The organism is Mesorhizobium sp. CC13 (assembly GCF_039907765.1).
Lineage (GTDB): Bacteria > Pseudomonadota > Alphaproteobacteria > Rhizobiales > Rhizobiaceae > Aminobacter.
The window spans coordinates 44848-56915 of record NZ_JARDJI010000004.1; the positions used below are offsets into that span (position 1 = coordinate 44848).

General features: G+C 64.6%; 8 protein-coding genes. 7 read left to right on the plus strand and 1 reads right to left on the minus strand.

Features of this window, described 5'->3' with window-relative positions; genetic code table 11:
• Positions 1-86: 86 nt before the first annotated feature.
• Positions 87-1010 (plus strand): DUF2971 domain-containing protein, encoded by a 924-nt coding sequence (locus PV773_RS08125; protein WP_347965860.1) that lies wholly within the window; start codon positions 87-89, stop codon positions 1008-1010.
• 122 nt (positions 1011-1132) lie between these two features.
• Here PV773_RS08125 and PV773_RS08130 read toward each other — a convergent pair whose 3' ends face one another.
• Positions 1133-2308, minus strand: coding sequence for a M20 aminoacylase family protein (locus PV773_RS08130; protein ID WP_347965861.1), 1176 nt, complete (start codon positions 2306-2308; stop codon positions 1133-1135).
• 162 nt (positions 2309-2470) lie between these two features.
• Between PV773_RS08130 and PV773_RS08135 the strand changes: the two genes are divergently transcribed.
• From PV773_RS08135 to PV773_RS08160, 6 genes are all read left to right on the plus strand, one after another.
• Positions 2471-3625 carry a M20 aminoacylase family protein gene (locus PV773_RS08135; protein ID WP_347965862.1) on the plus strand — a complete coding sequence of 385 codons (1155 nt, stop codon included), beginning with the start codon at positions 2471-2473 and terminating at the stop codon, positions 3623-3625.
• Positions 3626-3849: 224 nt separating this feature from the next.
• The gene (locus PV773_RS08140; protein ID WP_347965863.1) at positions 3850-4587 is read left to right on the plus strand and encodes an IclR family transcriptional regulator; all 738 of its coding nucleotides are present in this window, start codon (positions 3850-3852) and stop codon (positions 4585-4587) included.
• Between the two features lie 18 nt (positions 4588-4605).
• Entirely contained in the window at positions 4606-8457 is a 3852-nt protein-coding gene (locus PV773_RS08145) for a hydantoinase B/oxoprolinase family protein (RefSeq protein ID WP_347965864.1), read from the plus strand.
• Positions 8458-8536: 79 nt separating this feature from the next.
• Complete coding sequence (locus PV773_RS08150) at positions 8537-10111, plus strand: ABC transporter substrate-binding protein (protein WP_347965865.1); 1575 nt, start codon at positions 8537-8539, stop codon at positions 10109-10111.
• 56 nt (positions 10112-10167) lie between these two features.
• On the plus strand, positions 10168-11175 hold the full coding sequence (locus tag PV773_RS08155) for an ABC transporter permease (RefSeq protein WP_347965866.1): 1008 nt from the start codon (positions 10168-10170) through the stop codon (positions 11173-11175).
• Positions 11172-12068, plus strand: coding sequence for an ABC transporter permease (locus tag PV773_RS08160; RefSeq protein ID WP_347965867.1), 897 nt, complete (start codon positions 11172-11174; stop codon positions 12066-12068). Before PV773_RS08155 ends, PV773_RS08160 begins: the two co-directional genes overlap by 4 nt.

Here is a 12068-nt window from a genome sequence, read left to right on the forward strand (position 1 = left end):
CCTGGCGATACTCAGTAGGCAGGCAGGCCATTCCGCGGTGAGGATTGCCTCCAAAAGCCCGTGCCTCGCTTGATTTTCAAAGGCTATTGCCCACACTCGAACACAGAGCAACAAGGGGCAAGAAGAACGTGAGTGTTAGCGGGCTCGGAACAATGGCATTGGAGTGCATTGGGGAGTTCAATGCATTTTCGCCCAGACCTGACGTGCTTTGGCACTATACGAGTTCAGAGGGGCTCATCGGAATTCTAGGGCAGCACTCGCTACGCTTCTCTGAAGCGCCTTTTCTGAACGATGGTTCCGAGCTGCAGTACGGCTTCGAGATGTTCAGTTACCTTATTCGCACGTTCGTTGCAGATAAGGATGATGCTCTCCGCGATTACGTTGAACAACTCATCCACGGAGTCGATCTAACTCTCGAAAAATTGAGCTCTGTAGTTTTTTGCATGTGCTCAGAGCCAAATCTACTAAACCAATGGCGAGACTACGGGAAAGATGTAGTTCCATATTGCATTGGATTTAACTCCGCAGAAATAACGAACACAGGCAACTTCTCTTTCAATAGCTACCTCGTTGAAATAATATATGACTATGATACTCAAATGAAAATATTTAATAGATTTATATGGCGTCTGCATGAGTGGTATAGAAAATTGCCCGAAAGCGCAGCAAGCGATGCCGATCAGTATCTGGCGGAGGCCGCGGCGCAGGTATCAACTTTGATTTTGCGCTTCAAAAACTCTGCGTTCGCGGCAGAGCGCGAATGGCGGCTAATCAGCCATATTCCAGAGATCCGGAGTCGCTCCGAAAGAAAATTTCGATCATCTTCCTTGGGCGTGGTTCCGTATTACGAGCTGAAGCGGACGGTCAACCCGAGGCAATTGCCTGTTACCGCTGTTTTTGTCGGGCCTTCTCCATACGGAAAGATATCACACAAAGCACTCAGGGACTTTTTGGACGTCAATGGATATGGATCAGCAATGTCCAACTATTCAACGATCCCAATACGCTAGATCGTCTTGGCGCGACAGGCGCACCGACCTCAAGTCCCGGCCCCCGCCTGTGCCACTGCTTCCGCGGCTCGGCGAAGGTCGCGAGATCGTCCGCGGCTTGGAACCAATCCCGCAGTCGCCGCTCAGCCGGGCAGCGCCAGTCTCTCGCCGACGAGCGCCGTCCAGTAGCGAACGCCATGGAGGATGGCGCCGTCGTTGAAGTCATAGGCAGGATTGTGCAGCCCGGCCGAGTCGCCGTTGCCCAGCCAGATGATCGCGCCAGGGCGCTTCTCGAGCATGTAGGAGAAGTCTTCCGCGCCCATCGTGCACTGACAATTGCCGTTGACGCGTTCTGATCCCGCGACATGCGAAGCCGCCGTGATCGCGACCTTCGTCATCTCCGGGTCGTTGACCGTGACCGGATAGCCGGGGCGCCAGTCGATCTCGGCTTGTGCTTCGAAGAGCCGGGCGGTGTTGGCGACGATGACCCTGAAACGCTGCTCGATGGCCTTGCGCGTGGCCGGATCGACCGTGCGGATCGTGCCGCCGACGACGACCTGCTCCGGAATGACGTTCAGTGCTGCGGCATTGCCGCCGGAGATGTAGGTGACCGACACGACGACCGGATCGAAGGGATCGACATGGCGCGAGGCGATCGACTGGAGCGCCGTCACCAGATGGGCGCTGACCAGGACGGGGTCGCGCGATTCATGCGGCGAGGCAGCGTGGGCGCCCTTGCCGCGCAGGGTGACGACGAAGCGGTCGGCGGCGGCCAGCATGGGGCCGGGCCGGATCGCGAACGAGCCGACCGGCAGGCCCGGCTCGTTGTGCATGCCGAAGACCTCCTCGATGCCGAAGCGTTCCAAAAGCCCTTCCTCGATCATCACGCGACCACCGGCGCCACCCTCCTCGGCGGGCTGGAAGATGAGCACGACCGTTCCGGCAAAATCCCTCGCGGAAACGAGATGGCGGGCCGTAGCAAGCAGCATGGCGGTATGACCGTCATGGCCGCACGCATGCATTTGGCCGGCAGTTTTCGAAGCATGCGGCAGGTTGGTCTGCTCGCTCATCGGCAGCGCATCCATGTCGGCCCGCAGGCCGATGGTACGTCCCTCGCCCAGCCTGCCCTTCACCACGGCGACAACGCCCGTCCTGGCTATTCCGGTGACGACCTCGTCGCAGCCGAAAGATTTGAGTTTCTCCGTGACGAAGGCCGACGTCTTGGGCAGGTCGAACAGAAGCTCGGGGTTCTGGTGCAGGTGGCGGCGCCACTGGGCGGCTTCTTCGGCAATGGCTTCGATGGTGTCCGTGGTCGGCATCTCTTCCTCTTTCTGTCGGCTGGCGGCTTGCCGTGCAGGGCAACGACAAACTCTCCGGACCGACGCTTGCACGCTCAACGTTTTCGACGCCCTAGGATGAAACGCTTGCCTTCACAAGGTGCAGGTGCAACAGACTGGCCAAACCAAGAATGACGGTACGCCATGCCTGTGATTGAGCAGATCGCCCAGTTCGCCGAGGATCTCACCGCGATACGCCGGGACTTCCATCAGCATCCCGAACTCGGTTTCGAGGAGCATCGCACCTCCCAGCGCGTGGCGGATCTGCTTGCCAGCTGGGGCGTCACCGTCGAGCGCGGCATTGGCGGAACCGGCTTGGTCGGCGTCATCGAAGGGGCGAGGCCGGGGCGCAGCATTGGCCTGCGGGCCGACATGGACGCCCTGCCGATGGATGAGCTGACCAACCTGCCCTATGCGTCGAAGACCCCGGGCGTCTTCCATGGCTGCGGTCACGACGGCCACACCACCATGCTGCTGGGCGCCGCGCGCTACCTCGCCGGCAATCGCGGCTTCTCGGGTCGCGCCGTGCTGATCTTCCAGCCGGCGGAGGAAGGGCTCGGCGGCGCCCGTGCCATGCTGCGCGACGGTCTGTTCGACCGCTTCCCCTGCGACGAACTCTATGGAATGCACAATTCTCCCTACCAGGGGCATTCGCAACTGACGATCCGGCCGGGCAAGGCGCAGGCCGGCGCGAGCTTCTTCGACATCACGCTGCATGGCCGCGGCAGCCACGGGGCGATGCCACAGGCCAGCCGCGATCCCATCACCATCGGCTCGGGCCTGGTGAAGGAGATGCAGGAGATCGTCTCGCGCAACACCGACCCGACGCATCCCGCCGTGGTTTCGGTCACGCAGTTCCATGCCGGTTCCGCCTACAACGTCATTCCGGAAACGGCGATCCTGCGCGGCACCTTCCGCTATTTCGACGAAGCCGACGGCGTGATGATCGAAAACCGCATCCGCAAGCTCTGCGCCGGTTTCGCCCTCGCCCACGAGATCGAGATCGTGGCCGACATCCGCAACATCTTCGACGTCCTTTCGAACGATCCCGAGCGGGTGGGCAACCTCATCGAGGTCGCCCAGGAGATCGTCGGCGACAAGGCTCAGCCCAACGCCGAACTCACCATGGGATCGGAGGACATGGCCGACCTGTTGCGCGTCGTGCCCGGTGCATTCTTCAATCTCGGCCATGGCGGCACCGTTCCATTGCACAATTCCGGATTTATTTTCGACGACACGATCCTGCCCGTCGGCGCCAGCCTGCTGGCCCGGCTCGTCGAGGTGCGCGGCGCCGCCTGAGGGCGACTGCGCCAGCAAAATCAATTCCTTGATCTGAGCACTTCGCCCACCCCGGCGTCATCGCCGGGGCGGGCGAAGCATTGCCTTTGCGGTTCCGTGACGCGGACCGCCCGGCGGCATCGGGAAGTCGGCTCATTTTTTAGCTTGACCGAATGAACGGACGAGAGCATTAGTTTCATTATATGGAACTCGAGTTCCATTTTATGGAACGACTCGGAGGAGCAATGTCGGTCCTGAACAATGCCGCGGACGTGCTGAGATGTTTCGGCAACGACTGTCCCGACCTCACGGTCTCGGACGTCGTGAGGCTGCTCGGCATGCCCAAGGCCAATGCGTCGCGCCTCTTGAAGGCGATGCGCGAAGCGAACATGCTCGAGACGATCGGCGACAGCCACCGGCATCGCCCGGGCCGGCTCATGCTCGACCTCGCCGCCGCCTACCGCCGCTCGTCGCTGCTGATCGGCCGCGCCAGCGAAGTGGTGGCCGAGGCGAGCAGCAGCTTCGGACATACCGGCTACATTTCGGTGCGGGACGGCAAGGAAGTGACCGCCGTGGCCGACTTCCAGGGCACCAACGCGCTGCGCGTCGTCAGCAACATCGGCCGCCGGCTGCCTGCCCATCTCAGCGCGACCGGCCGGTCGCTTCTGGCTCGACTCGGCGAAGACGAGGTGCGTGCGCTCTATGCCGGGCACGGCGCCCTGGCGGACCTGCCCGACCAGCTGTCGAAAGTTCGGCATCAGGGTTTTGCATATTCGAGCCAGGAGGCGACGCCCGGCGTCGATGCCATCGCGATCGCCGTCGCCGACCCCCGCACCGACGAGGCAGTCAGCCTTTGCATCGTCTACCCGCATACGCTCGTGGACGACAAAGGTCGCGACGAGATGATCGCAGCCCTCGCGAGAGGGGCTGCCCGCATTGCCGAAGACCTGGGCGACAGCGCCTTCGTCGCCCCCCGGATCTGAACAAAAGGACATCATGGAATGAGCGATCTCCCGAACCGCTGGCGCGTGGGGTTCGACATCGGTGGAACCTTCACCGACTTCGTGCTCTATGACCGCAAGAACCACTCCGTCACGCTTCACAAGCGGCTGACCACGCCGCACGACCCCTCCCAGGCCGCGCTTCTTGGCCTGCAGGAACTGCTGGCGCTGCAGGACATCACGCATGGCGATGTCGGCGAGATCGTGCACGGCACGACGCTGGTCACCAACGCCGTCATCGAGCGCAAGGGCGCGCCGGTCGGCCTCATCGCGACGCGCGGCTTCCGCGATCTGCTCGAGATGGGCACGGAACAGCGTTACGACATCTACGATCTCTTCGTCTCCTTCCCCGATCCGATGGTCAGCCGCGACCTGCGGCTGGAGGTCGACGAGCGCATGAACGCCTCGGGCGAGGTGGAAACGCCCCTCGACGAGGCTCAGGTCCTGCTGGCGGCGAAGTCGCTGGTCGCGCAGGGCTGCGAAGCCGTGGCCATCGCCTTCATCCATTCCTATGCCAATGCTTCGCACGAGCGTCGCGCCGCCGAGATCATCCGGGCCGCCTTCCCCGAGCTTTCGATCTCGCTGTCGAGCGAGGTCGTGGCAGAAATGGGCGAATACCAGCGTACGGTCACGACCTGCGCCAATGCCTTCGTGCAGCCCCTGATGCACCGCTACCTGACCAAGCTGGAGAAATCCCTGCGCAGCGCAGGCTTTTCGGGCTCTCTGCGGCTCATGCATTCCGCCGGCGGGCTCATGTCGCTCGAAACCGCGCGCGACTTCCCGATCCGCCTGCTTGAAAGCGGCCCGGCGGGCGGCGGGCTCGCCACCGCACTGTTTGGCCACGGCGCGGGGCTTTCCGACGTCATTTCCTTCGACATGGGCGGCACCACCGCCAAGGCCTGCATGATCGAGAACGGTCGCGCCGAGATCTCGCCGATGATGGAGGCCGCGCGCGTCCATCGTTTCGTCAAGGGCTCTGGCCTGCCGATCAAGGCGCCTGTGATCGAGATGATCGAGATCGGCGCCGGCGGCGGTTCGATCGCGGCCATCGACGACGTCGGCCTCCTGAAGGTTGGGCCACATTCCGCGAGTTCCGATCCGGGCCCGGCCTGCTACGGCATGGGCGGCAAGCAGCCGACCGTCACCGACGCCAACCTCACGCTCGGCTACTACGATCCCAACTTCTTCCTCGGCGGTCGCATGAAGCTCGACCTCGAGGCCGCCCGCGCAGCGATATTGCGCGTCGCCGAGCCCCTGGGCCTGTCGATCGAAGAGGCCGCGCTCGGCATCCACAAGGTCGTCGTCGAAAGCATGGCCTCGGCAGCGCGCGTCCATCTCGTCGAGCGCGGCAAGGATCCGCGTGAGTACTCCATGGTCGGCTTCGGCGGCGCCGGCCCCGCCCATGCGGTCGACGTGGCGCGCGCCATGGGCATCGGCTCCGTCCTGATCCCGCCTGCATCGGGCGCCGCGTCCGCGCTCGGCTTCCTCGCCGCTCCGCTCTCCTTCGAAGGTGTGCGGTCGCTGCGCGTGGAACTGAAGCGCGGCTTCGATGCCGAAGCGGTCAACGGGCTGCTGACGGACCTCGAGAACGAGGGGCGCCACCAACTTACCCGTTCGGGCATCGCGCCGGGGGATACGGTGGTCGAGCGCAGCGCCGACATGCGGCTCGTGGGGCAGATGCACGACATCAGCGTGCCGCTTCCCGCCACCGCGCTCGGCGAGGCCGACCTGCCGGCGATCCGCGAAGCCTTCGTCCGCGCCTATTCGGCCCGCTATGCCGCGCCTTTCGAGGGCGCGCGCTTCGAATCCGTCAATTTCCGCGTTCGCGTCGCCGGCCCCACGCCGCAGCTTTCGTTGACGGGGGCAACGGGCGGCGGCGATACCGCGGCCCGGATCAAGGGGCACCGCACCTGCTGGTTCGACGAGGGCAAGTTCGAGACCGCCGTCTACGACCGCTATGCGCTGCGGAGCGGCGACACCATTCCCGGACCGGCGATCATCGAGGAGCGGGAATCCACCACCGTCATCGGCCCGTCGGACAGCGTGACGATCGACGCCGGCCAGAACCTTTGCGTAAAGGTCGGGGCGCTCAAGGCCGTCGAGACGTTCGTCTCCGCGGACATGTCGAGGGCTGAAGCCGTGGCGCGCATCAAGGGCGATCCGATCGGCCTCGAAATCATGTGGTCGCGCCTCGTCAACGTCGTCGAGGAGATGTGGCTGACCGTGTGCCGCACCGCGTTCTCGCTCGTCATCGCCGAGGCGCAGGACTTTGCCTGCGAACTGCTCGACAAGGACGGTGAAACGCTGGCCCACAGCCCGCGCGCCATGCCGGTCTTCAACCTGACGCTGCCCCGCGCGGTCAAGGCGCTGCTGGCGCGTTATCCGGCCGAGACGCTGAAGCCCGGCGACGTGCTGATCACCAACGATCCCTGGCTCTGCGCCGGCCATCTGTTCGACATCGCCATTGTCACGCCCGCCTTCCGCAACGGCCGGCTCGTCGGCCTGATGGGCACCGTCGGCCATGTCTCGGACATCGGCGGCACCAAGGATTCGCTGCATGCCCGCGAGATCTACGAGGAAGGCCTGCAGATCCCGCCGATGAAGATCTTCGAGGCGGGCAAGCCGAACGAGACGCTGATCCAGCTCATCCGCCAGAACGTCCGCAACGGCGAACAGGTGCTGGGCGACATCTTCTCCTTCGTCGCTGCCAACACGCTCGGCGCGGAACGGCTCGACGCCTTCATGCACGACTATGGCATGCATGACCTGGGCGCCCTCGCCGAGGTCGTCCAGGGCCTGTCGGAAAAGGCCATGCGCGATGCGATCCGGGCGCTGCCCGATGGCGAGTACCGCTCGGTCATCACCAACAACCCGCTGGGCGAGAAGATCAGCTATCCGGTACTGGTGAAGGTCGAAGGCGACGCCATCACCGTCGATTTCGACGGCGCCCCGCCGCAGCTGCCGCAGGGCGGCCTGAACTCGACGCTGAACTACACGGCGGCGCATGCGACCTATCCGCTGAAATGCATGCTCACGCCCACGGTGCGCGGCAATGCCGGGTGCTATCGCCCGTTCACCGTGACCGCGCCGGAGGGCTCGATCCTGAACCCGACCTATCCGGCGGCCGTGAACCTGCGCACCCGCACCGGCTGGTATCTCGCGCCGAACATCTTCGCCGCGCTCGCATCCGCCTCGCCGGACATGGTCCAGTCGTTCACCGGACTTGCGGTTGCCGCGAACGTCTACGGCCAGACCAGGGACGGGCAGTTCTATTCGGACATGCTGTTCTGCGGCGGCGGACAGGGCGGATCGGAGCGCGGCGACGGCCATTCCTCGCTGCTCTGGCCGACCTCGGCCGCCAACACCTCCATCGAGCTGATGGAAAGCCGCGTGCCGGTGCTGGTGCTGGAGAAGGCCTTCCTCGCCGACAGCGGCGGCGCAGGCAAGAAGCGCGGCGGATTGGGTCAGGTCGTGCGTTTCCGCAAGCGCGAGGAAGACGGGCTGGAGATGCTCGTGTCCGTCTACCCCGAAGGCGTCGACAATCCGATCGAGGGGCTGTTCGGCGGCAAGGCCGGCGGCGGGGCGCGCGGCCGCGTTCTTTCCACCGACGGCCATGTGCTGCGCGACTGCGGCACGGGCGAGCTGGTTTCGCTGCACCGGACCGACCAGGTGGTGGAACTCGTGCTCGCCGGCGGCTCCGGCTACGGCCACTCCGCCGAACGTGAGCCTGCGGCGATCGCCCGCGACCTCGCGCTCGGCTTCGTGACGCCGGACCATGTGGATCTCAACTATCGCAAGGAACCGGGAACTCCCGGCACTGTCGCGCCACAGGAAAACGTGGCCTGGGCCTAGCGCCCCATCAGATCCGGCGGCGCCCCGCTTGGCGCCGCCCATTCGCAACGACGACCAGATATCGACATGGAGCAATGCAATGACAGCCTCTGACCAGTTCAACATCTCGCGGCGCAGCCTGCTGGCCATGGCCGGCGTGGGCCTCGCCACCACCGTCTTCCCCCGCCGGCTGCTGGCGCAGTCGGGCGGCGTCCTGATCATCGCCGCCGGGCAGGACATCCCCAATTTCGATCCGCACACCGCGACGGGCTATTCCGCGTCCTTCTTCATGCGCAACGTCTACGACCCGCTGGTGCGCATCTCGGGCAATCCGCCGGTGCCCGCTCCCGGCATCGCCGATAGCTGGACCGTCAGCCCCGACGGCACTGAATACACCTTCGTCCTGAACAAGGCCGCCAAGTTCCACTCCGGCAATGCCGTCACCGCCGATGACGTGGTCTATTCCTTCGGCCGCGCCCTGAAGCTCGCCAAGGGCAATTCGTGGATGATCCGCGACATCGTCACCGCCGAGGGCGTGACGGCGGTCGACGCCGGCACGGTGAAGTTCAAGCTTGCGGCACCCTTTGCGCCGTTCCTGCAGGTGCTGCCGTGGATCTTCATCGTCGAGAAGGCGGTGGTCGAGGCCAATCTCGGCAGCGACGCCGGCGAGACCTACCTGATGACCAACACCGCAGGTTCCGGCCCCTTCGCCGTGGCTCGTGCCGAGGTCGGCACGCTCTACCAGCTGGCCCGCGCCCCCGAGGCCTGGCAGGCCGGCGGCGGCAATCTCGAAGGCGTGATCTGGCAGATCGTGCGCGAGACCGCCACGCAGCGGCTGATGATCCAGCGCGGCGAGGCCCATATCGCCACCGATCTCACCAGCGAGGACATGGACGCGCTGAAGAGTGCGCCCGGCGTCGTCAGCATCATCGAGCCGGAATACCGCACCTTCTCGATCAAGATGAACACCCAGAAGGGTCCTTGCGCCGACGTCAACCTGCGCAAGGCGATCTCCTATGCCACGAACTACCAGGCGATCCTCGACGCGGCAGGCTACGCCGACCTGATGAACGGCCCGCTGCCGACGGGCATCCTCGGCTTCGACGCCAATCTGGTCGCCTATGGCAACGACATGGCCAAGGCCAAGGAATACATGGCCAAATCAGCGAAGCCGGAAGGTGGCTTCAAGCTCAGGATGTTCCACGTCTCGGGTCTCGAGCAGCAGCGCCGCTGGGCACTCATCATGCTCGACAGCCTCAAGCAGCTCAACATCGAGCTCGAGATCGTGCCGATGAACTGGCCCGACATGGTGGCCGCCTGCAAGTCGCCCGAAACCTTCCCGGACCTGTTCCCCGTCTACCAGACGGCCAATTATGGCGATCCGGACAACATCGCCTATGCGGCCTACCACTCCTCGCGCAATGGCGCGTGGCAGAACGCCGTCTACAAGAACCCGGAAGTCGACGCTCTGATCGAGGCGGGGCGCAAGGAGATCGAGCAGGCCAAGCGCGTGGCGATCTACGGCGAATTCCAGAAGAAGGTCGTCGAGGATGCGCCTGACGTCTTCGGCGTGCTGGAGCGCCGCAAGCTCGCCATGCGCGACAACGTGAAGGACTACCACTTCACGCCGGTCGCCTCCAACGCGATCGAAGCCTGGGGCCTGTCGCTCGGCTAGGTCGAATATTTGGCGGGCCTCCGGGCCCGCCAAATCCCAAACAGAGGACATCGGCAATGCTGCGTTTCATCCTGCGACGGCTCCTGCTGCTCATTCCGGTCATCGTCGGACTGACGATCATCATGTTCGGCATTGCCCGGCTGCTGCCCGGCGATCCGGTTGCGCTCGCCGCGGGTCCAAACGCCACTCAAGCCGAGATCGCAGCGCTCGCCGTGGAATACGGCCTGGATAAGCCGATCTGGGTGCAGTACGCCAACTACGTCTCCGGTCTCGCTCAAGGGGACCTCGGGACGTCGCTGCTGACGCGCCGGCCCGTCGCCGCCGATATCAAAGCCTACCTGCCTGCGACCCTCGAACTCGTCTTCGCAGCGATGTTCATCGCCGTCGCGGTCGGCATCCCGCTCGGCCTCGTCACCGCCGTATGGCGGAACCGCTGGCCGGACTACCTTGCCCAGGTGAGCGCCATCGGCGCGATCTCCATGCCGCGCTTCTTCCTGGGGCTGCTGCTGCAACTCTGCTTTGCCATGTGGCTCATGTGGCTGCCGCTCGGCGGACGCCTGCCGATCGTGGTCATTCCGCCGCGCTTCGTCACGGGGTTCCTGACCATCGATTCACTGATCGCGGGCAACTGGAATGCCTTTTTCATGTCGCTTCGCCACCTCGCGCTGCCGGCCATCGCCATGTCGCTCTCGCCGCTGGCCACGATCATGCGCATGATGCGCTCCTCGACGATCGAGGTGATGCAGCAGGACTATGTGATGACGGCGCGCGCGCTCGGACTGCCGTCGAGGAAGATCATCACCAAATATGTCGCCCGCAATGCGGTCTCCGCCACGCTGACCGTGATCGGCCTCTATTTCGGCTGGCTGCTCGGCGGCACGGTGCTGGTCGAAACCGTGTTCGACTGGCCGGGTCTCGGCCTCTACGCCACCAAGGCCATCGTGTCGCAGGACATGATGCCGGTGATCGGCGTCGCACTGGTGATCGGCCTGCTCTTCGTCTTCGCCAACCTCGTCATCGACCTGCTCTACGGCGTCATCAACCCCAAGGTCCGCTACTCATGACCACCACCGAGCACAACATTGCGGACGATCCGGGCACGCCCCGCCGCGACAGGCTGCGCCGCGCCTTCTTCCGCTTCTCGCAGAGCAGGCTGTCCATGCTCGGCGCCGGCATTGTCACGATCGTGATCTTCTTCACGATTTTCGGCACGGTGCTCGCCCCCTACCCCGATCAGGTCGCGGGCAGCGTCGACACCGCCTCCCGCTTCCTGGCGCCGTCGGCAGCCCATCCCTTCGGCACCAACGAACTGGGCCAGGACGTGCTGTCGCTGGTGATGGCCGGCACGACCGTGTCGGTGCTCGCCGGCTTCGGCGTCGTGCTCATCGGATCGGTGATCGGCACGCTGGTCGGCGCCATTGCCGGCTTCGCGCGCGGCTGGGTCGACGAGGTACTGATGCGGCTGACCGACCTCACGCTGACCATTCCCGGCCTGATCCTTGCCATGGCGATCGCCGCGGCCCTCGGCTCGGGCTTCGGCAACATGGTGATCGCGATCGCCCTGTCGTGGTGGCCCGGCTATGCGCGACTGGTGCGCGGCGAAGTGCTGGCGGCCCGCGAGGAGGTCTACGTCACCGCAGCCCGTGCGCTCGGCGCAACGCCCAAGCGCATCCTCTTCCGCCATATCCTGCCCAACGTCGTGTCGCCGATCATCGTCAAGATGTCGCTCGACATGGGCTTTGCCATCCTGACCGTCGCCGGTCTCGGCTTCATCGGCATCGGCGTTCGTCCGCCGACGCCGGAATGGGGCACGCTGCTTTCGGTCTCGCGCTCCTACATGCCCGACTACTGGTGGACGGCGATGGCGCCGGGCATGGCGATGTTCCTGGCGGTGTTCGGCTTCAACCTGCTCGGCGATGGCCTGCGCGACATTCTCGATCCGAAGGCGAGGCGCTGA

Bases quoted from the DNA above. Each gene is read 5' to 3' on its own strand.
- PV773_RS08130 (WP_347965861.1), bottom strand. From the start codon at position 2,308: ATGCCGACCACGGACACCATCGAAGCCATTGCCGAAGAAGCCGCCCAG.
- PV773_RS08135 (WP_347965862.1), top strand. From the start codon at position 2,471: ATGCCTGTGATTGAGCAGATCGCCCAGTTCGCCGAGGATCTCACCGCG.
- PV773_RS08140 (WP_347965863.1), top strand. From the start codon at position 3,850: ATGTCGGTCCTGAACAATGCCGCGGACGTGCTGAGATGTTTCGGCAAC.
- PV773_RS08145 (WP_347965864.1), top strand. From the start codon at position 4,606: ATGAGCGATCTCCCGAACCGCTGGCGCGTGGGGTTCGACATCGGTGGA.
- PV773_RS08150 (WP_347965865.1), top strand. From the start codon at position 8,537: ATGACAGCCTCTGACCAGTTCAACATCTCGCGGCGCAGCCTGCTGGCC.
- PV773_RS08155 (WP_347965866.1), top strand. From the start codon at position 10,168: ATGCTGCGTTTCATCCTGCGACGGCTCCTGCTGCTCATTCCGGTCATC.
- PV773_RS08160 (WP_347965867.1), top strand. From the start codon at position 11,172: ATGACCACCACCGAGCACAACATTGCGGACGATCCGGGCACGCCCCGC.